The organism is Prevotella sp. 20925_1_30, assembly GCF_041433025.1.
GTDB classification, from domain to species: domain Bacteria; phylum Bacteroidota; class Bacteroidia; order Bacteroidales; family Bacteroidaceae; genus Prevotella; species Prevotella vespertina.
This window is the reverse complement of record NZ_JAPWAR010000012.1, coordinates 22,421-46,042: the sequence shown is the minus strand read 5'-3', so window position 1 is coordinate 46,042 and position 23,622 is coordinate 22,421. Positions and strand designations below refer to the sequence as shown.

The window sequence follows — 23,622 nt, the reverse complement described above, 5'->3', positions numbered from 1 at the left end:
TCCCCAAATCTCTTGCTTTCTTCTCAAGCCATGAGAAGGATTGTTATTGATAGGTAATAGTTATTGAGGTTGGCGTGTAGCCTATGGGAATTAATTTCTTCTACTGATTTAATAGATGTATCACTTATTCTTCGTACATTTGCACCCTGATGATAAGAAAGAACCCATATACACAAGAGAAGTATAAGCATTATAAGGTAAGAGATAATGCTCCATTGCTGGAATGGCTGTTAGCTAACCTCAGCGAGAGTAAGAGTAAGGTGAAAGCAACGTTGCAGAACCGAGGTATAAAGGTTAACAGCAAGTGCGTAACGCAGTTTGATTATCCGTTAAGAGCTGGCGACAGGGTTTCAGTAAGTAAGAGTAAGAAGAACGATCTGTTCCGTAGTCGTTATGTGAAGATAGTCTATGAGGATCGCTTCTTAGTTGTGATTGAGAAGAACATAGGTATCCTCTCAATGGCTGCTGGTCACTCTGCTCTAAATGTGAAAGCTGTGTTGGACGATTATTTCCACAAGTCTCGACAGAAGTGCACAGCGCATGTTGTGCATCGTTTGGATCGTGACACATCGGGCTTAATGATATATGCTAAGGATATGCAGACCGAACAGCTCTTGGAGAGAGATTGGCATAATATCGTCTATGACCGCCGCTATGTGGCTGTTGTCAGTGGTGAGATGGAGAACGATGAAGGCACGATTGCCAACTGGCTGAAGGATAATAAGGCTTATGTCACCTATAGTTCTCCAGTGGATAATGGCGGTAAGTATGCCGTTACTCATTTTCATGTGTTGGATAGAACAGTGCGTCATAGTCTTGTTGAATATCGTTTGGAAACAGGAAGGAAGAACCAGATACGTGTGCATTCAGCTGATATGGGGCATCCTGTCTGCGGTGATGTCAAGTATGGCAATGGTGATGATCCTTTGCACCGACTATGTTTGCACGCTTATGTTCTTTGTTTCTACCATCCTGTAACACATCAGCGCATGGAATTTGAGACGCCTATCCCGATGAATTTCAGACATTTGTTTAAGTAGGAATCTATGATGTTGTAAGATGGAACAATTCGAACAGTTCTTAGGCTTGTTATTGGCTTTAGTCGTTGGTGTAATATTGATTAAGAAGATAACGAGTTGTCTTTTCCGATTAACTATAACCCTTGTTCTATTAGGGATTATAGTCTGGTTCCTGTTGAATTACACGAGTGTCTTTCATTGAGTTAATCTATTAAGAACTTACAAAGACAGAAGCTTTCTGTATAGCAACAGAGGCTTTCTTCTATTTAAGAAGGGCGTTTCCTCACATCAAGGAAACGCCCTTCTCGCATCAAAGATATGCCTTTCTCAAAAGGAGAAGTGTTTCTCCTCCTCTGCTAATAGCTTTATCGTTGTTATTCAATGGTTCGTATTCTAATTGCTCTCCAATAGGTGTCTCTTCCATTAGAAAGGTTAAGTACGATCGTTGAAAGCCCTTTCCTACAATTTTATACACGCTTGTATAATTAGTTATACACGTGTGTATAATCAGTTATACACGTATGTATAATTAGTTATACAGCCTTGTATAATTCGTTCTACACGTCTGTAGAATTTGATACATCTTATAGGCAAGCAGTCATCATGGTATTACTCGTTCGATTGAATACTAACTCTAAAAGGGTAGCGAGGGACTATTGTTAGCCGATTCTTATATACCTTAATAATCTATCTAGGCATATTCTCTCCTTTTAAAGGAGGGCTTAGTAAAGTCGTTCGTAAGGAATGTTTGGAGACAGAAAAGCCCTATTCTTTTCCCCCGAATGATGGTAAGAGGAAAGGAATAGGGCGATTGTTTATGTCGTTCTAATCGCTTACACTATTTGGCGAAAGGATAGAGAACGAAGCTGAAGATTGTTCGCTTAACTGGAACACGATATTGCTCGGCAACACCAGGACCACAGGTTGCAGTACCAACACCGCTTTGCAGTGCATCTAAGTGTACTGTTACCTTTCCATCGCGATAGAGTTGGTTGATGTGAGTAGCACGATCGACAACACTATCAGAGAATGGTATTACAGAGAACTGGAAGGGTTGCTGCGCTGCAACCATCAGTTGGTTCTTTGTGTCAGAGAACTTCACCCATCGCACATCAGTGCGGTTGCCCGTTGCTTGTGGTTTCACATAATAATGGAACATAGCCTCTGCAGTGGTGTTGTAATGCCCAATCAATCCAGCTTGCTTGCGGTCGTTGTAAGTCTCAACATCACCACGACCAACGTATTCAACCTTTCCGAAGTCGTCATTCATGCGGAAGGTAAGTCCAATGCGAGCAAGCGATTTGATGATTGCAGTGTCTGGGTTGAAGGTCACTGATACTGCTAACGCACCATCCTTTTGTGGTTGATAAGTGAAGAGAGCTGTTCCAATGACGTTACCCTTCTTACCGATAATCTCGGTCTCTGCGCTCGTTATGTCCTTTTTATGCGTAATCTTCGTTACCTTCTGCGTGATAGAATCAAGTCCAGCCTCACGCCAGCGTCTAAGTCCGAATTGGTCACGTCCATCGTTATCGGTTGCTGGACGATAAAGACTAAGGCAGAGTGGGGTAGCAAGATATTCCTTGTTACCATTCTTCAAAGAGGTTAACTCGCCTGTTTTCTCATCCACCTTATAACTTGTGCGTTGCTTCTCACGAGGGAGATATGTGGTGCTGTTCGCTGCTTGTTTCAGTGTGAACTGATCGTAAGCAACTACATCATTCTTAGTGATAACCAATCCGTCATTGACAGGTTGCCATGCGAGATCAAGGAAGGCTTCGGTTGTTGCCTTCAAGTTAGCAGTAGGGAAGGTGATAGTTGTAGTTTCATGAGGAGCGCAATCCACGTTCTTTGTTCCCTTGGAGAGCACCTTTCCGTTCTCATCAACAATCTGCCAGTTAAGCTGGTAAGCATTGAGATTGGTGAAGTCAAACCAGTTCTTTACCTTAATCGTTATTTCTTTATCGTTTGATACAAGCTCTGATTTAATGTTCTGGTAAATCTTCTTTACCTCTGCAAGATGTGGATGAGGCGTGCGATCGGCAGCTATCAAACCATTCGTACAGAAGTTGTCGAAGCTAGGAACATCCTTTGGTCCATAATCGCCACCATAGCTCCAATACCAGTTACCATTCTTATCTACCTCACGGAACGACTGATCCACCCAGTCCCATATACTTCCACCTTGCAAGATAGGTTCTTTCTCAATCAAATCCCAATAGTCCTTCATGCCACCACAACTATTACCCATAGCGTGAAGATACTCGCACATGATGTAAGGGCGAGTGGTGTCAGTGCGTTTAGCGTATTCCTTCATGTGATCAAGTGAACGATACATTGGGCAATAGATGTCCGTGTTGAAGTTCTCTTCCGCACGTTCGTATTGTATCAAGCGAGTCTTATCAGCATTCTTAAGCCAGCGATATGTGTGCTCGAAGTTAGTGCCATTACCAGCCTCATTACCTAATGACCAGATGATGATACTAGGGTGGTTTTTAGAACGCTCATACATACGGCGAGTTCTATCCATGTGTGCCTTGAGCCATGTACTATCCTTTGCTAATGACTCTTTGCCATATCCCATACCATGTGACTCGATGTTTGCTTCATCGATAACGTACAATCCGTATTTGTCACAAAGCTGATACCAATAAGCGTCGTTAGGGTAGTGAGAGCAGCGAACCAGGTTGATGTTGTTCTGTTTCATCATACGAATATCCTGTTCCATAAGCTCCTTGCTGACGGTGCGACCACGTTCAGAATGTTCGTGGCGATTGACTCCCTTGACAAGAATAGGCGTGCCGTTGACGCAGAGTTGCTTGTTTTTTATCTCGATAGTCCTAAATCCTATCTTGCTACCAGTTTGCTCTGTTACATTACCATCTTTATCCTTTAAGGTGATAAGTAACGTGTAGAGACTAGGGTGCTCAGCACTCCATGCAGCTACATTCTGTACATTCTTTGTGGTGAAGGTAACGATGGCATCGGCATCTTTCGGGTTTACAGTCTTATCTTCGGAGAGCACTTTGTTGCCCTTGTCATCTGTTAAGGTATAATTGACAGAGGCAGCTCCTGTACCTTTAATATTGGTAGTTAGACTGAAAGAACCATTGTAGCTACCATCCGTCTGTTTGTCAACAGAAGCAGTTGTGTTATAGTCTGCAATGTATTGCGTGGGTGTGGAGTAGAGATAAACATCCTGTTCAATACCGCTGATACGCCAATAGTCCTGGCATTCGAGGTAAGAACCAGAGCTCCAACGATAAACCTCCATCGCAATTATATTGTCACCCTTGTCATTAAGGTACTTGGTTATATCCCATTCAGAAGGCATCTTCGCACCTACATTGAAACCAACATATTGCCCATTGATCCATAGGTAGAAGAATGATTTAACACCTTCGCAGCATAGAACGACACGGCGCCCCTTCCATGCAGCAGGTATAGTGAATGTACGACGATAGTCGCCTACTTCATTCTCTGCAGATGGTACATGAGGTGGGTTCTTCTTAAAGTTGAAGAGCTTATCATCAAACTCGTATGTCTCATTGACGTATATAGGTAAGCCGTAACCTTGGCGTTCCCAGTTGCCAGGAACATTGATGTCATTCCATCCCTGTACGGCAAAGTCAGGTTGATAAAAGTTCTTTGGGCGTAGCTCCGGGTTTCTATTCCAATGGAACTTCCACTTTCCGTTGAGCGACATATAGTAGGTGGAATGTTCGTAACCACCAGGTTGCTGCAATGCTGCAACAGATGAGTAAGGTATCACATAAGCATGTGGTTCTAACTTGTTCAGTCCTGTGCTGTATTGACTCTGCCACTCAGGAGTGGTAGTCTGAGCCAATGAGGATAGAGGAAGTAATATGCCACAAAGAATGCTGAATATTTTTCTCATGTCAATATCTTGATAATAAATGGATAGTATAAAAGTCTGTTCTTATTTCTTTCTTATATTGCTTTTGTTTCTTGGTTGAGTCTTTCCTTTCCTTGCAAGAGCTGCATCTTTGAGGAATTGCGTGCGGTCAACGTGTGGAAGAATCGTGTACTCTCCGTTTGTGATATCATTCAATGAGAGACTAACAAACTCTATGTCATAGCCATCATTTTGCCCACGAACTTCGTAAAGGAAGCCTATGCGATGGTTAGACATATTAACCATTGTGGAGTAACAAGAAGACTCGTCAGTTACACGTAGTCCTTTCTTCCAATTCTTTCCAAGTGCCGCTGCTGTTGAGTAATCGGCATAACGAGCTATTTCCTTATAATAGAAACCAACGCTATCACGCTTTGCGCTGAGAGGAACAGATTGTAGGGCAACGAAGAGTTGTTTGCCATCAATATTCCTCTTAGCTGGTACGATGAGGATTCCACCATTACATGCATTTACTTCCTTAGCGGTCATGTTCTCTGGCATTACTTCTTTGCCCCATGACCCAGTAGCCTCTTTTGTATTGGTATATGTGAACACATTGAATCGTCTTCCACCATATACATTTCTGCAACTAAGTAATACGCTACCATCAGGTAACTCCTCTAGCTTTGATTCATCTTGTGCTATTGAAGGAGCGACTGAAGGGTTACCAAGTGTATGCCAAGTATATCCGAAGTCATCTGAATAGATAACAAATGTACCGCAGATATCCACGCCTTTTTGCCTGATCGGATGTGCTATATAAAGGCGATAGAACTTACCTTTACGTATATAGCGGCTTTGCATAATCTTACCTGATGTAAGGAATATACCATCAGGTTTTCCTCCGTTGGGTAGTTTCCCGTCATAAAGACCATGTATCATCTCGGTTAGTTCAATACCATTATCCCATGTCTTACCACCATCCTTACTATGGAAGAATACTGCATGTTGTGGATTCTGCCGGGTTGCTGTCTGGTATCCTGACTTTCCCGCAACGCAATGTAGGAGGACATTGTCAGATGTTCTATCTGCTACAATACTTGGGTCTCCAAAGGCAGCACGTACGGGGTTAGTTGCATGTTCATTGCCACGTGCAACGCAAACAGAGTCTGACCAAGTTCGACCAAAGTCTTGGCTTGTCTTCATAACAACGTTAATCTGCCATAAACCATTGCGATTGTTCCATCCAATATCACTATGGTTTAAGCGATAGTCGCATACTGCGAGCAATGTTCCTTTGCGTGTTTCTGTAATTGCAGGGATGCGGTAAGGGACTGTGCTATGCGCTCCGTCAAAGACAATGGTTCTAAATTCACCATCATCTTTAGGTGTTTGGCTTGTCTTTGCATACCCTGTCAAACATGACAAAGAGAGAATAAGTAAAAAGATAATATGCTTTCTCATTTTTGTTAAATGGGGAAGTTTTTGATTGTTTTGTTTAGTAATAATCATTGTTCTAATCGATAAGAACATGATTATATTGGGGTTTGTATAAACTGCACCTACCCTTAGCAGGTAGGTACAGTGTTATTTCTTAGAACAATGTAATTCAAAGAGTCTCTTTTAATTACAGCTGTCCTAAATGCTAAATTTTATATTCGACGAATGCTTCCATTGCCTCATAACAAGCTAAACCGAGGTCATCGTATAGTTTAGCTGTCCCGCGATTGCGGTCTTCCGAACGCTGCCAGAAGAGTCGCTCATCGTTTCCGAGGAATGGAGCACTTTCCATCTGACTCTGGTGCTTGAGGATAGAGTTGCGCTTAGCACGTAGCTCTTCAGGGCTGATAGGAACACACATTTCAATGTTCTCAATTTCCCATTCTGCCCATGCACCACGATACATCCATACGCGACAATCCTTTAGCCACTCTGCTTTAGCTTCTTTCTCAAGGTCTAAAGCTGCAAGTACTGCATCGGTGCACTTACGGTGTGTACCATGAGGGTCAGCCAAGTCACCAGCAACATAAATCTGATGTGGTTTTACCTTAGTGATGAGATCTCTAACAATATTTACATCAGCCTCGCTCATTGGGAGCTTTTCTATCTTACCAGACTCATAGAAAGGAAGATCCAAGAAGTGTACGTGGTCGAGTGGGATCTGATTGAATGTACAAGCTGTGCGAGCCTCTCCACGACGGATAAGTCCCTTGATTGTGCGTACATCTTGTGTGTCGATATCACCTTCCTTCTTGCCTTTCAAGAAGTTCTTAATCTCTTTGTATTTAGACTTGATAACCTCATCTTGCTCGTTGCCGAATATTTGGTTAAAGCCATTGATGAAGTGCATGAAGCGTACAACTTCCTCATCTCCAACGGCAATGTTACCCGATGTCTCATAAGCTACATGTACATCATGACCTTGTTGTACTAGACGACGGAGAGTTCCTCCCATTGAGATAACATCATCATCAGGGTGTGGAGAGAATACAATTACTCTCTTCGGGAATGGTTTAGCACGCTCGGGACGATAGGTGTCGTCGGCATTAGGCTTACCACCTGGCCATCCTGTGATAGTATGCTGAAGGTCATTAAAGATCTTAATATTAGCATTGTAAGCTGAACCATAGAGTGCTAATAACTCACTAAGACCATTCTCGTTGTAGTCTTTATTCGTTAACTTAAGGATTGGTTTACCAGTGATCTGGCACAACCATACCAATGCTGAGCGTACTAACTTATCGGTCCATTTGCATGAAGCAACAAGCCAAGGATGCTGGATGCGAGTAAGTTTTGCTGCAGCAGAGAGGTCGATTACTACATGAGCATCATTATGTGTTTGTAAGTAGGATGCAGGTACTGTTTCACTAATCTTACCCTCAACAGTTTTCTTGATGATATCTGCCTTTTCCTCGCCCCATGCTGTTAAGAAAATCTTGCGAGCGGCAAGTATAGTGCTAATACCCATAGTGATAGAGCATGGAGGAACGGTTTCTTGTGAACCAAAACTCATCTTCATCTCTTCGCGTGCAGTCTCATCAATGAGGATAAGGCGTGATGCAGAAGTGAGACTAGAACCTGGTTCGTTGGTCGCAATATTACCCATACGACCAATACCCAATAAGATAACATCAAGTCCTCCAAGCTCTTTAATGCGCTGTTCGTAGGCACGGCAATGTTCTTGTACCTTGTCTTGAGCAATCGTACCATCTAATGTATAGATGTTTTTCTCTTCGATATCTATATGATTAAGGAAGCGCTGCTTCAATTGATTGATACTACGATTTACATTTTCCGCATTCAGTGGGAAGTACTCGTAAGCATTAAACATAACAACATTCTTGAAGCTCAATTTGCCAGCCTTATGACGCTTGATAAGCTCCTCAAATATTGGTGTGAGAGATGAGCCAGAGCCGATACCTATGACGAGTTGTCGTCCCTCTTGTTCTCTCTTCTTAATCTCTGTTTCAAGTTGATTTGCTATATCGGCAGCACCTTCTTCTATGGTAGGGAATATATCAGTAGGCACTTTCTCAAAGCGCGTAATCTCTGATCTCTCGATAGCAGTTGATGGGTGATAAAACTCTTTAGGAACTTGGTTTAGTACGATTTGTGAACTTAGATTTAGTTTCATTATAGATTCTCCTTTTCTATATCTTTAAAGTATTTATATGTTTCAACAGTCAACTTGTCTGTTGCAGATTCATCACATACAATTGTTCCGTGCTCGTGCATCTGAAGTGCACTGATAGTCCATTTCTGAGTGATTCCTCCCTCAACAGCAGCGTGAAGAGCCTCAGCCTTGTTATGACCATTTACAAGGATAAGAACTTCTTTTGCGTCCATTACCGTACCAACACCTACAGTTAAAGCATGTGCAGGAACTTTCTCTGGGTCATTATCGAAGAATCGCGAGTTTGCGATACGAGTGTCAGAAGTTAATGTTTTGATACGTGTACGTGAACGAAGAGATGAACCTGGTTCGTTGAAGGCAATGTGTCCATCAGGTCCAATACCTCCGAGGAAGAGATCGATACCACCTGCTTCACGAATCATATCTTCATAGTGCTGACATTCAGCCTGTAGATCCTCTGCGTTACCATTAAGTATATGGATGTTCTCTTTGGGGCAATCAATGTGATTGAAAAGATGCTCTGCCATAAATGAGTGATAGCTCTGTGGATGACTTTCAGGTAGTCCCACATACTCATCCATATTGAATGTAATAACGTTCTTAAAACTCACTCTTCCTTCTTTGTAAGCTTTCACTAGCTCTGCATACATACCCTCTGGTGACGAACCAGTTGGCAGACCGAGTACAAAAGGTTTAGCTTGATTCTTTGCAGCATTGATACGTTCGATAACATAATTAGCTGCCCATTTAGATAACTGATTGTAATCGGGTTCTATGATTAATCTCATAAGTTTTGGTTTTAATTATTTTGTTTGAATGTTCTATTTGTTATTTAAGGGCTTGTTAAGCCTTATCTTTCTTTGTTGTATCTGGATAAGTGAAAGGTACGAACCATGTAATTAGTAATGCAGGAATGGTACATATCAAGACAAAGATAAAGAATCTGCGATAACCAAGAATGTCACTACAGAGTCCACTTAGCATACCAGGCAACATTACTCCTAGGTTCATAATACCACTGGCGAAGGCATAATGCGCCATTTGATGCTTACCAGGCGCAACCTGTTGCATCATGAATAATGACAATCCTACAAATCCGAAGCCATATCCGAAGTACTCCATTACGATACCCCCACCAATCCATATCAAGTTTTCTGGTTGATAAATAGCCAAGAGCGTGTAGGCTATAAAGGGGATGTTAAATACTAATGCGAGGGAAAATAAGCTTTTCTTCAATCCTCTATGAGCAATGTAATAGCCAGCAAGGATAGAGCCGATGACAAAAGCAGCAGCTCCGAATGTTCCATAGCAAAGCCCAATCTCTTGCTCGGTAAGCCCTAGACCTTGTTCAGCACGGGGTGCTTTAAGGAAGAGAGGGACAATCTTCATGACAAAACCTTCTGCAAAACGATACAGAATGATGAAGAAGATATAGTATAGAATATGTGGCTTCTTGAAGAAATCAATGAATACTTTGAGTAGTTCATTTAATGAGTCACTAAGAGATTGAGGTGTTTCTTGTGCCTCTTTCTTTGGATTCGGAAGGATGAAATAATGGTAGATACCAATAGAAACCATTATAATAGCAATAATCAGCATGATGAATGTCCATGCCTTCGTAACGCCGAATATTTTGATGAGACTACCTGCAAGATATACTAATCCGCCAGTTGCTGCAATCTTTGCAATGTTATAGAAAGCACCTTGCCAGCCTATCCAACGGGCTTGTTCCTCATTAGAAAGTACTGACATATAGGTTCCGTCAGCAGCAATGTCATGTGTGGCACCACTCATTGCTATTACTGCAAGCATGGCAATGGTGATTGCGAAGAAAGAAGGGAGATGTAACGCAAAAGCTACTAATGCGAACAACAATCCCGTAAGTATCTGTGTGAGTACAACAAAGAACTTCTTTGTTTTGTATATTTCAAGGAATGGGCTCCATACAGGTTTGAATGTCCATGGAAGCATGATGAGTGATGTCCAAAAGGTAATTTGAGCATCAGATACTCCCATACCTTTATACATTAACGTGCAAACCATATTGAGAACAACGAAAGGCATACCCATTGCGAAGTAAAGTGTTGGTACCCATGTCGCTGGACTATGCTGCTTGCTTTGGTTTTGGTCTACCGTCATTTGGTTCTTAGTCTTTAGATTCATTTCGTTTATTTGGATGTCTTTTAAAGTGGATTCAAAGTTACAAATTTACTTATACTTATGGAAATATTTAACTATAATTTATCAATTAAATGTGTTATTTCTAGGCTATATGTCGTTTATTATTGCTAGTTCCGCTTTTAAGAGTCTTTATATGCTTTTTGTGATAGCATAGTTTGATTATCTAAGGATAATGTCGTAATTTTGCGGGGAGTAATACATAAATTAATTTACAATCAATTACCTATTCGTATGCAGAATAAAGCCTACTCGAAAATTCTGAGGGCTACGATTGCAAGTTCTTGCTTGTTTTGTATGCCTACATTGCTCCCTGTAGCGTACGCTCAGGAGCATAATTTTGTTGTTATTAATCCATCTGATTCTCCTGCAGACATTGTTAAGAAAGCTGCAAATGTTGTTCCTTCCGCTCGTCAGTTCAACTGGCAACGCCAGGAGTTGACAGCTTTCTTGCATTATGGGGTAAATACTTATACAGGCAGGGAGTGGGGCGATGGAACGGAGTCTCCAGCAATCTTCAATCCAACTAACCTCGATGCCGACCAATGGATACGTGAGTTGAAGGAGGCAGGGTTCAAGTGTGCCATCCTTACATGTAAGCATCATGATGGTTTCTGTTTATGGCCTTCAGCTTATACTGACCATAGTGTGAAGCAGTCGCCATGGAAGAATGGAATGGGCGATGTGGTTCGTGAGGTCAGTGATGCCTGTCATAAGTATGGAATGTCATTTGGAGTTTACCTCTCGCCATGGGATCGTAACTCTAAGCTCTATGGTACAGAGGAATACAACGATTACTTTGTTAAGCAACTGACAGAGTTACTCACGCAATATGGAAAGGTAAGTGAAGTATGGTTTGATGGTGCATGCGGTGAAGGACCTAATGGTAAGAAGCAGCACTATGACTTTGTGCGTTGGTATGAAGTTATTCGCAAATTACAACCTGATGCAGTGATAGCTGTGATGGGACCAGATGTACGATGGGTTGGAACTGAGACGGGTAAAGGTCGTGAAATGGAGTGGAGCGTTGTTCCAAAGGATAATCTCGACCAGGATGCCATAGCTAAGAACTCTCAACAGGAAATGCTGACTCAGCCTGTTGGCGATATGCGTGGAGAGGATTTAGGAAGTCGGAAAGTCATTGAGAAAGCAAAGTCTCTCATATGGTATCCTGCAGAGATTGACGTGTCCATACGCCCAGGTTGGTTCTATCATAAGGAGCAGGATAATCAGGTAAAGACTCCCAAAGAGTTGATGAATATCTACTTCTCATCAGTTGGAATGAATGGAGTTTTACTCTTGAATCTCCCTCCGAATAAGGAAGGTCAGCTTGCGGAGGCAGATGTGAAGAGCCTTCGTGGTTTCCGTCAGTTATATGATGCTACTTTTAAGCATAACCTTTTAGCGAATGCGAAAGTTACTTGTCAGTTACTAGAGGGTAAAGGTCAGAATCTGATAGATGATAATTATGATACATCCGTCCGTCCGAATATGAAAAAGGGTACGGCTGTGTTCCTTTTTAAACTCAAGCAACCAGCGACATTCAATGTGCTTTCTGTGCAAGAAGACATCCGAAAGGGGCAGCGTGTAGAGCAGTTCTCATTGGAGGTAAAAGATGCCAAAGGACAATGGAAGAAGGTGACGGAGGGTACTACGATAGGGCATAAGCGCCTGTTGAAATTCGCTCCTCAAACAGCGAAAGAAGTACGTTTGGTAATTCATCAAGTACGTGATATTCCAACCATTAGTGAGGTTGGTCTCTATCGTTTGGTAGAGTAGGAGAGCGGCAGACAGCGTCTGTCTTGAATAGAGCAAACGCCCTTCTTGATGCGAGATAACGCTTATCTCAACTCAAGAAGGGCGTTTCTTTGTTTGCAGGAGAACCTATCTTTTATCCCATTCGATTGATGGTCGCTTTGTAGTATCGTACTGATGAAACTCCTGTATCATGCCGATGATACTTCTGGTTCTCCTATGTGTAGCAAGGAATAGCACATACGTGTCACGAGTAGTAGCACATATGTGTCACGTGTGGTAACACATATGTGTAATGAGTGGTAACACATATGTGTTGTTTAGAGATGACGCAAAAGAGGCTGTATCTCATCTCATTATCCACTTATTGTAGTGGTAAGAGAAGCGATACAGCCTCTTGTTCTTGCTTGTTGTAAACACCCGTGAGGATGTTTACTTATTATCGGAATTACTTAAAGATTTCAATCTCTGATAATGAGCCAAACGCCTCAGGTGTATGGTACTCAATCTTTAGGTAGCGTACGTTTGTAGTCTTCGTAGCAACGATGTCATTCCATGTTGTTTGGTTCATCGTAATCTTGTCAGACATGAGTTTCCAGTTAGAACCATCGGTACTACCATAAACCTTTACGTAATCAGGATAGTAAGCATAATCTTCGTTGACAAATATTCCTAGGCTTATACCCTTTACACTTGTTGTTTGCTTCAAATCGATAGTGAGGTCAGTTGTACCTTGTGGGAGGTAAGTGTACTGCTCAGTATCTTCATCTGACATATCTTCTATTGATCCATAAGAGAAGTCTCTAGAAGTCGTGATAGTGTAATCTGAGCTAGAGATTTTGCTACCTGATGGAGTTGAAGATGATGCCTCGAAGTGGATATCAGCTACATTAATAGGGATGAGCACCTCTCCGCCTTGGATGTAATGCTTGTTGCCAGCCTTGTCATAATATACTGCACGCATTGGAAGGATGTATAATCCCTCTGCTGTGAACTTCTCTGGATGCTGCAATGTTACGGTAGTTTGCACATCTGATAAGTTCTTTGCACTTACCTGTGAAGCGACAGCGATACCCTCAGGAGCAAGCTTCGCCTCACCCTCACTCTTGAAGAGAGAGTTGTCACGCTCTAGTCCTACCTTGCAATCTTCAGTAAGCTGCTTGGTTGTAGCAAATTGGATATTCAATGTTGTGCCACTTGTATATGTAGTAGAAGAAGCACCAATCTTTGCTATACCACCTTCACCAATAAGCTTAGCAGTCCATACATCCTTAGGTTGAATAACGATGTAAGCATAGTCCTGCTTGTTTGTTGATGGATTCTTCAAGTCAGCACTTGAAGGCGTAATACGTACTGGTACGACTGTTGGTTTGGTAATCTTCTGGAGATTATTTACAGTGACTGGTATGTTTACTTGAGTTGTGCCAGTTGCAAAGTCGAATACTCCGTTGTTAGGAAGAGATATCTGATCAGCAGTAGCCACCTGATAGTCTTTGTAAGTAGTAGCCAACAATGGAGCGTCAGCTGCTAATGCCACCTGGATCTTAGTAGCGTTAGTAAGATTACGGCTAATGTTTGCTGTGAAGTTGAATGTGTGACTATTCTCACCCACAGGGATGTCACCAACGAAGTCGTTGGTATATTCCTGAACATTAGTTGGGAAGTAAACCAAGTTGTTTCGTGGGTCAGAGCCATGGAAATAACCTGGGATGTCGTATTCGCCATCGTAGTTGTAATCGTGGCTACAACCCGTAAAGGTTGTAGCTGCGAGTGCAACTGCTATAATATATATGTTCTTTTTCATATTGCTTAGTTACTTATTGAATGTTTATTCTGGGAACTTCTCATTCGACCATGTTATAAGGCTTTGGTCATACTCTGTACCATCACCAGAACCTGGAACATAAACCTTGATAGTATTCTGCTTCTTTGATACATCCTTGATACCAGTCTTCTTGTCTAATGGAGCATAGAAGAGTAAGTCTGGATTGTCAGGTGTTTCAATGTACAAGTTATCAGCTATCTGGAATGCTGTGAGTGCCTTGTCATAGAGACGAATCTCACGAACATAGCCCTCGAATGCGCCCCAACTCATGTTCAACTTAGTGAAAGTCTCAACCTTTGGTACGTCGAACTCGTTATCAAGTACGCCATTGATGTAGCATCTTACATGCTGGTTCTTGTAAACCCAAGCAATGTAATACCACTTACCTGGCTGTAGCTTTGTCTTAGCAAATGCCTTAGGATCGTCTGTCTCACCCACCTTCATCTGCAAAGCACCATCAGCAGTGACACGAGAATAGAAGTCTGGAGAGAGAACTGCCTGGTTATCTTTGTTGCGATCAAGCTTGATAGCGTAAGACATTGTCCACTCGTGTAAACCTGTGTAAGGTGTTGGGAAAACGGTCTTCAAGTAGAAGTTCTTCTGACGTAGAGCGGTTGTATAGAGTACGCGGTCGATAGCGAAGATCTTTACAGAGCTTGAGCCTAGGAGCTTAGCACCATCAACTGAAGCAATCTTTACAGGTATTGCATACTTTGTTGAAGCATCTAAATCGTCACCAAGTGGCTTAACGTTTACGTCGATATTACCATTAGAGATATTTGCCTTATCAATGGTGAGATTCTCTGTTGATAGGCTGTAATACTTTGCAGGCAATAGCTTATAATGTGTGCCATTTGCCTCATTGTATTTTGTAAGCTCTTGCTCATCAACAGCAAACTTCAAAGTAGCATTAGATGATAGTCTGTTTGCTGCACGAGCAGTGAAGCTAGCCTTACCACCCGCTGCGTCTACAGTGAGCTTAGAGATAGGAGCAACATCTGCACCATCAATATATATTGCGTTGGGTAACTTGTCTTCATTACCCACCTCATCATAGTCTACATTTGCACATGACCATGTGAGACATGCAATAGAAGCGATACCTAAGAATTGAAATATATGTTTCATCTTGTCTATTTATGTTTTAGTTATTTTATAGCAGGATTCATAATCTGGATACCCTGACGTAGGTACTTGTAAGAAGGATTAGCTGCGTAATCTTTCTCCATGTGGTAACTACCGATACCGCCCTTACGTCCCTTTAGTGGTTGCCATTGTGCCATACCAAGGTAAGATGTGACAGTCTTTCCATCACGAGTCGTGAAGTTTACACCACCTTTAGCAGAGTAAGCCTCGAAGTTCTCTGTTACGATGAGCTTGCGAGCTACCTCCTCAGCTGATTGCTTTGATGCAAATTTGTTAGCAACCTGCTGGAAGCGTGTGTCAAGATCAGTGTAAGAATAGCAGTTGTAAGCCTGAAGAATGTAGTAGTTGAAGTAGAGAGCCATATCTGCAGAGAACCAATAAGGTTCGCCATCTACGACTAACAATTTCTTTCTACCTTCTTCTGTCTCAGCCTTTGGCCCGATACGCTTACCCATAGTACGGATGAATAGATTCATACGATCGCCTTGCCACATCTCTTTACTGGTCTGGAATGGTTGTGGAATATAAGGCTCTGCGTCGAGATCGAAACCATCGAGGTTGTACTTATAGATTGTGTCGCAAATTGCATTAGCATACTTTACAATAGCGGCATTGATCTTCTCTTCATCACCATCTACCCAACCCCAGTAGTTGTGGTTGTATTGTTCCCATGTCTCACCTTTATCCTTTGATGCTTTAGGCTGTGCAGGGGTAACACCTTTACCGATGTCGAAAAGAAGAGCACATGCCAATGCACGGATACCTTTCTCTTCTTGGGCACGCTTCAAGTCAGCCTGTTGTGCCTTGGTTAGATTAGAGAAACCATCCCAAAGAGATACAAAGTCTGTACTATCAGGGAGATTATAGAGGCAACGTGATGCTGGATTCTCACCTGTCCAGCCACCAAACCACCCGAAGGTGACTTGGTGATCAGTTTGTTTGTATGCACGGAGGTTAGCAAGATAGGCCTCATGTGCTTTTGCCTGTGCAGCATCAGCATCTGCTAAGAGTCCGTCGATATTCTTTGTTGCAGGCTCTGTCCAATCACTACAACTAACAGTAGCGAAGAGTAATGCTAAGAGACCGAAAATATAATATTTCTTCATTTGAATAATCTTTATAAGGGTTATTTATTCTTCTTATCCCACCATACACGTGTTGCGCCATTGTCAGGTCCATTCAATAATGAAACAGCCTTCTGAACATTTGCAAGGTTCTTGGTGTACTCATCATTTGAGTATGGAATACGTGTAGGACGGAGGTCACCATCAACATCACAATCTGTTGCGTTGAGAACAGAAGGGAATATGCGAGGATATCCTGTACGGCGGAACTCTGACCAAGCCTCCTGGCCATCAGGATAGATAGCGAGGTACTTCTGTGTGATGATACGCTCTAAGTTCTTTTCAAAGGTATCGCTGCTTTCCCATTTGATAGTGATCGTAGAGGCTGCAGTTGCATTATATTCAGAGTGTTGTGCATCAACGAAGTTAGCTGGTTTTGCTGTACTATTTGCTGCATAAGCTGTTGCTTGTGCTGAGCTTAAACCATTCTCTTCAAATGAGGTCGCAATACCCTTGTCATAGTATGACTGTGCTGAGCCACCGCCCATGTTCCAGCCACGAAGTGCACCTTCAGCACGTAGGAAATAAACCTCAGAAGCCTTCATGATGTAAATAGGTGTTGCATCTTGCACATTGAGAGAAGATGACTTTGTCTTATCCAAGTAGTCTGTTGTGTTTGGAATACTTGAACGAACGCCATAGTAACCTTCGATACCATTGTTCTTTGACTTTACAAAGTAAGACGCAATACGTGGGTCATCATAACCCTTGAGGTATGATTCAATCTCTGCACCCATACGAACGTCATTGTAGCTACCATTGATGATTACTAATGGATTTCGTAGAGAAACACCTGCACCCTTAGATAGCTGTGCAGCGTCTTTAGCAGACTCAATTACACCATAAGGATTATTGATTGCTTTCTCTGCATATTGCTGTGCAAGCGTTGGATTAGCGTATACAATGCGCATAGCCAAGCGAAGCATTAAAGAGTTAGCAAACTTACACCACTTAGTGTAATTTCCTTCGTAAATGATATCATACTTAGGGAATACATCATGTCCACCATTGCTAAGAGCCTGAACAGCTTCGTCCAAATCTTTTAGCATAGCCTTATAAACATCTTCTTGTGAGTCGTATTCAGCTGTTGTAGCACCAGCGATACCAGCCTTGGTATAAGGAATAGGACCAAAGGTATCTGTTGCTTTGTGAACTGCTGCGACCTTGATAATCTGTGCTATTGCTAATCCTTCAGGATCATTAGCAGTGCGCTTCTTAACGTCAAGGAAGTTACGGAAGGCATTACCAGCCATAACATTGTAGGTATACTGGCTCCATGGCTTCAGAGCGTAGCTTGGGAAACCACGTCCAACCCACTTATTTTGAGCTGGTGCCATATAACCAATCCAGCATGCACCTGCTAGTGTGTAAGGAATCTGATAATCGTTAACATAACCTGTGCCAGAAGATCCTACAGGGAAGATACTCTCTTCGAAAGAAGTAACAAAACCACCGACATTGAGGTTATCTTGCTCTAATTGTTCTTCTGTAGGCTGACGATGATCACGGTTTATATCCTCAAAGTCAGCTTGGCATGATGCTAATAGTGATGCGGCAATAGCCGAAACACATATAATAGAATTAATATTTCGTTTCATGAGAAATTCGTTTTAGAAGTTAAGTTTCAAGCTAAATCCAATGTTTCTTAGGCTAGGAGCACTGAAGTAGTCGCTACCTTGACCATAAGTACCAGTAGAAGCAGCAACTTCTGGGTCGAATGGAGCCTTGTTGTAAATCATCCATAGGTTGTTAGCGATGAGTCCAACAGTAACGCCAGGCCAGCCTTGTCCTAATAGAGTCTTAGGCAATGTGTAGCTTAGACTTACGTTCTGTAGACGAACGTTAGTTGCACTGTAGTAGTAGTAACCCATCAACTGTTGGTTAGCAACAACCTCGTAGTATTTCTGTGGGTCAACTTTCTGTCCACCAGCAACCTCTACATAGCCACGATCTCTTGCATCTGCTGTTGCCTTAGATACACCGAACTGATCGAGAACAGCCTGTGTTGCAGAAGTTACGATACCACCAACACGTGCATTGATTAGGAATGAAAGGTTAAGACCTTTCCATGAGATGTTGTTTCTCCAACCCAAAGTGAAGTCAGGGTTAGTGTTTCCAATCTTTAGACGTTGACCGTTTGGTAAGTCCATAGAAGACAGACTACCATCTGCACCAACAGCAATCTTACCTGATGCATCACGCTTCAACACCTTTGTGATATATACATCACCCATGCTATCACCCTCGCGAATGAAGCCACCACCAGCTGATGTCTCTGTGAAGTTAATTACCTGGTTGTCAATACCTGTGTGATAATCACGAACCAACTTCTTTACCTTATTGACGTTGCGGCTATATACAAGACGTGACTCAAAGTCTACAGCACCAACATGGTCGTTATATGCTAAAGACATTTCTACACCAGTGTTGGCAATGTCACCAGCCTGAATATACAAACCAGAATAAGGAGATGTTGCAGAGAGTTCTGCTAAGAAGGTCTGGTTGTAGGTGTTAGAGTGATACCAAGTAAGATCGAGGTTCAATTTGTTGTTGAACATACGTAGGTCTAAACCTAACTCGTATGATCTCGTTCTTTCTGCCTTGAAGTCATAGAAAGGCATGATGGTACGAGTAGAAGGAATACCATTAGAGATAGGGTAGGTCACTGTTCCGCGTGTAACGCCACGATAGCGATCAGGGATAGGAGAACCTACTTCAGTATATGAACCTCTCACCTTCATGAATGAAATGAACTCTGGAAGTTTTGCCATCTTAGTTACAATGGCTGATAGACCTACAGAAGGATAGAAGAAAGAAGGTTCCTTTGCATTTACCAAGAGTGAACTCCAGTCGTTACGTCCTGTCATTGAGAGGAACAACATATCCTTCCAAGAGAGTTCTGCACTAGCAAAGACAGCTGTATTGCGCTTACGGAACTCAGAATCATTAGGTATCGCGTTTACTGGGTCAAGTGCTGCAGAAGAGAACAAGTTAGGAACCTTGAGGATAGGACCACCAAAACCAACTCCACTTGAGCGATAGTCTTCGAGGCTGGCACCAAGGTTAGCTGTTAAGCGATAATCAGCACCGAAGCTCTTATCAAGGTTGAACATCATATCCAAGTATGTCTGCTGATCAATGCTCTGAGAGTGGTTATAGATACCATTACCGTATGTACCTGCATACAAGATGCCCTGACCACTTGCGTGGAAACGACTCTCTGATTCAGTGTTAGTGTTATCAACACGTACACGACCAGTAACATTTAACCAAGGAAGAATGTCATACTTCAAGCTACTCATGAACATGTAACGCTTACGCTCTGTAGGAGTCATCATGTCGTTAACAATGAAGTAAGGGTTTTGCAACTGCATACCCTGGTCACCATAAGGCCAATATTGTGTAGCAAACTTGCGTGAAGCGTCGTAACGTTTGTACAACTGTACTGCTGACCAGTCCTCTCCACGTGGGAAAAGGTAAACGGCTGTCAATGGGTTGTAGAACTCACCAGGACGATACATATTCTGTGTGTTCTGGATGATGTAACTAGCACTCACGTCAAGATGTAACTTGTCATTGAGGAAGTCGCTTGTGTTACGAGCTGTAAAGTTGTAACGATTGTATTTGTTGTTAGGTAATATACCTGTTGCATTGGTTGTTGCAACAGAGATATACGTCTTATTTGTCTTTGTACCTGTAGTCAATGTTACAGAGTTGAGGTAACTATGACCAGTGTTAAAGAAGTTCTTAGGATTGTAAGAAGATGGAGTTGCTAAACGATCACCCCAGCTTTCAAAAGAACCTGCTTTGTTGCCATAAGTGTTTTGGAACTCTGGCATAACAAAAGGATTAGAGAACTCCATACTGCTTGAAACAGCAACTTTCACCTTTCCTTCTGCACCACGTTTGGTGTTAATCATGATAACACCATTAGCGGCAGCTGAACCATAAAGGGCAGCAGAAGATGGACCTGTAAGAACGTTGATGCTCTCAATATCGTCTGGGTTAATATCTGCAATACCTTCACCACTTGGTTGGCTTGAGTAACGACCACCGCCAACATCACCACCACTCTTATTGAGCATTGGCACACCATCGATTACATAAAGAACGTTGTTACCACCGGTGATAGACTTTGTACCGCGCATGACAACACGAGTAGCACCACCAACACCTGACGTTGAAGCGTTGATGTTCACACCAGCGACAGCACCATTCAGACTGTTTACAAAGTTTACGTTCTTAACAGCACTAAGTTGTTCGCCACCAATCTTCTGTACGTTATAACTCAAAGCCTTCTCTGAGCGTTTGATACCTAAAGCGGTTACGACAACTTCGTCAATCTTGTGTGCTTCGTCTTTCATGGTAATCTTCAGGTCAGACGAACCTGTTACTTGAACCTCTTGCGTAAGCATTCCGACGTAACTGATGATAAGAGTTGAACCCTTAGGGACGCTTAACTCAAATTTACCATCAAGGTCAGTTGCTGTACCATTTTGAGAGTTCTTTACTCTTACCGTTGCACCAATAATTGGCTCACCGGCATTGTCAACGACAGTACCATTGACCTTTACATCACCATTAGATTGTTGTGTTCCTAAGATACCTGTGCTTGTAGCTTTGGTAACAGCTGTCACCATATTTTTGCCGAGATTGTCAGATGAACTGACATGACCACTGGCAAATGCGTTAAGGCAGCAGCAAGATAGGAAAACACTTACTGGTAGAATCTTTCCTTTTCTCATTGATTATAGTTGAGTTTGTTAATAAATTATCTGACTTAGGGGTCCTTTAGGGGTATATTTAGGACTTCGTTGTCTAATACTAGGTTGTTGTTTCTGTACCTTTAGGTTTTGCAGATGCAAATATAATATATCCTATTGTAATATAGTATAGTGTACACACATCTTTTAACAAATATAAACACAAAAGAGACTAAATAGAACCTTTCTTCTTCCTTTTGGGAAGATATTTATCGTTTTCAACGCTATTGTTTTGTATTATTTGTTGTTTCTCGATGGTGCTTTTATAACCCTTTCTATTATATAAGGTGTGTATGAGTCTCTATTGATGTTTAAGTTAAAGTACGAGAGGGGTTTAAGTTAAAGTACAATCGTTGTTTAAGTTAAAGTACGAATGAAGTTTAAGTTAAAGTATAATTGTGCTTTAGTTTAATGGATTCGTGATGAAGTTATTAAATGCTTTTGTGCCTGTAATCTAATGGGTTATGAAGTCTCAATATTATTGTAAGTTTAGCTCCTATTTAGTATATAAAAAAGAACAGCATTAGGTAAGTATTAACCTACTTTTATGCTGTTCTTAGTTTTATAAAGAGTAATAATCTCGTTGAAAAATTGTAAAAGCTATTACTCTTCAGTTGTATATTCTCTTACATCTTATTTATCGCAACTGCAACCAGTCCATGGCTTTAATTCCTTAAAGAAATCATGCCCCTTATCGTCAACAAGGATGAAAGCAGGGAAGTCTTCAACTGTAATCTTCCAGATAGCTTCCATACCAAGTTCTGGGTATTCTACGCATTCAATGCTCTTAATACTACTTTGAGAAAGGACTGCAGCTACACCACCAATCGTACCGAGATAAAACCCGCCATGCTTCTTACATGCATCAGTAACAACTTGCGTACGATTACCTTTCGCCAACATAACGAGTGAGCCACCATGACTCTGGAACTCATCTACGTATGGATCCATTCGGTTAGCTGTTGTTGGTCCCATTGAACCACAAGGATAACCTGCAGGTGTCTTAGCAGGACCAGCATAGAAGATTGGGTGATCCTTGAAGTACTGAGGTAAGTCTTCACCTGCATCCAAACGAGCCTTCAACTTAGCATGTGCTATGTCGCGTGCTACGATGATAGTTCCCTTTAGATTGACGCGTGTAGATACAGGATACTTTGTTAATTCTGCACGTACAGCATCTATACCCTTATCAAGATCAATCTCAATGCCCTTTGCGCCCTCTCCTGGCTTGCGGTACTCCTCTGGTATTAACTCACTTGGATTTGTATCCATCTTCTCTAACCAGATACCATCTTTGTTAATCTTAGCCTTGATGTTGCGGTCAGCAGAACAGCTTACGCCCATACCTATAGGGCAACTTGCACCATGGCGTGGCAAGCGGATGACACGGATATCATGTGCTAGGTACTTACCACCGAACTGCGCACCAAGTCCGATCTTGTGTGCCTCGTCTAGTAGTTTAGCTTCTAGGTCGATGTCACGGAAAGCACGACCTGTCTCATCACCTGTAGTTGGTAGATTATCATAGTACTTAATACTACCGAGTTTAACTGTCAATAGATTCTTCTCAGCAGATGTACCACCAATAACAAAGCAGATGTGGTAAGGAGGGCAAGCAGCAGTACCTAGACTCTTCATCTTCTCTACGAGGAATGGAATCAACGTTCCCTCGTTTTGGATGGTAGCCTTTGTCATTGGGTAGAAGTAGGTCTTATTAGCAGAACCACCACCTTTGGCAACCATTACAAATCGATATTCTGCACCTTCAACAGCCTCGATATCAATTTGTGCAGGGAGGTTGCACTTTGTGTTTACTTCATCATACATGTTAAGAGGAGCGTTCTGTGAGTAACGAAGGTTCTCCTCTGTGAAAGTATTGAATACACCACGTGAGAGCGCTTCCTCATCCTCGAAACCAGTCCAAACTTGCTGTCCCTTCTCACCATGAATGATAGCCGTACCCGTATCCTGACAGAAAGGTAATACTCCCTTAACTGCCGTCTCTGCATTGCGGAGGAATTGGAGAGCAACATACTTATCGTTCTCAGAAGCCTCTGGGTCAGTTAGAATCTTCGCAACTTGCTCATTGTGCGCACGACGGAGCGTAAACTCACAATCGTGGAAAGCTTCTTGTGCTAGGAGCGTCAACGCTTCTTTACTTACTTTAAGGATCTCTTTACCTTCAAACTCATCTACACTAATTCCCTCTTTAGAAATCAGTCTGTACTCGGTGTCATCCTTGCCCAATTGAAACATTGGTGCATATTTGAATTCAGCCATAATGTTTTGTTTTCCCGCTGTGCCTGTGTTGTATAAGGCACA

13 protein-coding genes are annotated in these 23,622 nt (G+C 42.1%); 2 read left to right on the top strand and 11 right to left on the bottom strand.

Annotation, left to right across the window (positions count from 1 at the left end):
- Nucleotides 1-149 precede the first annotated feature (149 nt).
- Nucleotides 150-1,040, top strand: coding sequence for an RluA family pseudouridine synthase (locus tag O3603_RS06860; RefSeq protein ID WP_371521721.1), 891 nt, complete (start codon nucleotides 150-152; stop codon nucleotides 1,038-1,040).
- A gap of 817 nt (nucleotides 1,041-1,857) precedes the next feature.
- Here the strand turns inward: O3603_RS06860 and O3603_RS06855 are convergent.
- The 5 genes from O3603_RS06855 to O3603_RS06835 all read right to left on the bottom strand — a co-directional run bounded on the left by O3603_RS06855 (nucleotide 1,858) and on the right by O3603_RS06835 (nucleotide 10,672).
- Nucleotides 1,858-4,917, bottom strand: a complete 3,060-nt coding sequence (locus O3603_RS06855; protein WP_371521719.1) for a glycoside hydrolase family 2 TIM barrel-domain containing protein — start codon at nucleotides 4,915-4,917, stop codon at nucleotides 1,858-1,860.
- Between the two features lie 42 nt (nucleotides 4,918-4,959).
- Nucleotides 4,960-6,339 carry a sialidase family protein gene (locus O3603_RS06850; RefSeq protein ID WP_371521717.1) on the bottom strand — a complete coding sequence of 460 codons (1,380 nt, stop codon included), beginning with the start codon at nucleotides 6,337-6,339 and terminating at the stop codon, nucleotides 4,960-4,962.
- 181 nt (nucleotides 6,340-6,520) lie between these two features.
- The gene (locus O3603_RS06845) at nucleotides 6,521-8,509 is read right to left on the bottom strand and encodes a glucosamine-6-phosphate deaminase (RefSeq protein WP_155716122.1); all 1,989 of its coding nucleotides are present in this window, start codon (nucleotides 8,507-8,509) and stop codon (nucleotides 6,521-6,523) included.
- Nucleotides 8,509-9,297, bottom strand: a complete 789-nt coding sequence (nagB, locus tag O3603_RS06840) for a glucosamine-6-phosphate deaminase (protein ID WP_287315531.1) — start codon at nucleotides 9,295-9,297, stop codon at nucleotides 8,509-8,511. The genes O3603_RS06845 and nagB overlap by 1 nt, the downstream gene beginning before the upstream one ends.
- A 55-nt stretch (nucleotides 9,298-9,352) precedes the next feature.
- Nucleotides 9,353-10,672: an MFS transporter gene (locus O3603_RS06835; protein WP_314518916.1), complete on the bottom strand. Its 1,320-nt coding sequence runs from the start codon at nucleotides 10,670-10,672 to the stop codon at nucleotides 9,353-9,355.
- A gap of 249 nt (nucleotides 10,673-10,921) precedes the next feature.
- Between O3603_RS06835 and O3603_RS06830 the strand changes: the two genes are divergently transcribed.
- Nucleotides 10,922-12,466 carry an alpha-L-fucosidase gene (locus O3603_RS06830; RefSeq protein ID WP_371521714.1) on the top strand — a complete coding sequence of 515 codons (1,545 nt, stop codon included), beginning with the start codon at nucleotides 10,922-10,924 and terminating at the stop codon, nucleotides 12,464-12,466.
- Nucleotides 12,467-12,890: 424 nt separating this feature from the next.
- Here the strand turns inward: O3603_RS06830 and O3603_RS06825 are convergent, their stop codons facing one another.
- The 6 genes from O3603_RS06825 to O3603_RS06800 form a co-directional block, all read right to left on the bottom strand.
- Nucleotides 12,891-14,246, bottom strand: a complete 1,356-nt coding sequence (locus O3603_RS06825) for a discoidin domain-containing protein (protein WP_155716118.1) — start codon at nucleotides 14,244-14,246, stop codon at nucleotides 12,891-12,893.
- A gap of 24 nt (nucleotides 14,247-14,270) precedes the next feature.
- A complete protein-coding gene (locus O3603_RS06820; protein WP_273540013.1) occupies nucleotides 14,271-15,395 on the bottom strand; it encodes a DUF1735 and LamG domain-containing protein in 1,125 nt (374 codons plus the stop codon).
- A gap of 20 nt (nucleotides 15,396-15,415) precedes the next feature.
- Nucleotides 15,416-16,519 (bottom strand): glycoside hydrolase family 18, encoded by a 1,104-nt coding sequence (locus tag O3603_RS06815; protein WP_371521712.1) that lies wholly within the window; start codon nucleotides 16,517-16,519, stop codon nucleotides 15,416-15,418.
- Nucleotides 16,520-16,539: 20 nt separating this feature from the next.
- A complete protein-coding gene (locus tag O3603_RS06810) occupies nucleotides 16,540-18,135 on the bottom strand; it encodes a RagB/SusD family nutrient uptake outer membrane protein (protein ID WP_371521710.1) in 1,596 nt (531 codons plus the stop codon).
- 12 nt (nucleotides 18,136-18,147) lie between these two features.
- Nucleotides 18,148-21,282 carry a SusC/RagA family TonB-linked outer membrane protein gene (locus tag O3603_RS06805; protein ID WP_371521708.1) on the bottom strand — a complete coding sequence of 1,045 codons (3,135 nt, stop codon included), beginning with the start codon at nucleotides 21,280-21,282 and terminating at the stop codon, nucleotides 18,148-18,150.
- Nucleotides 21,283-21,933: 651 nt separating this feature from the next.
- Entirely contained in the window at nucleotides 21,934-23,580 is a 1,647-nt protein-coding gene (locus O3603_RS06800; RefSeq protein WP_371521706.1) for a fumarate hydratase, read from the bottom strand.
- Nucleotides 23,581-23,622 lie beyond the last annotated feature (42 nt).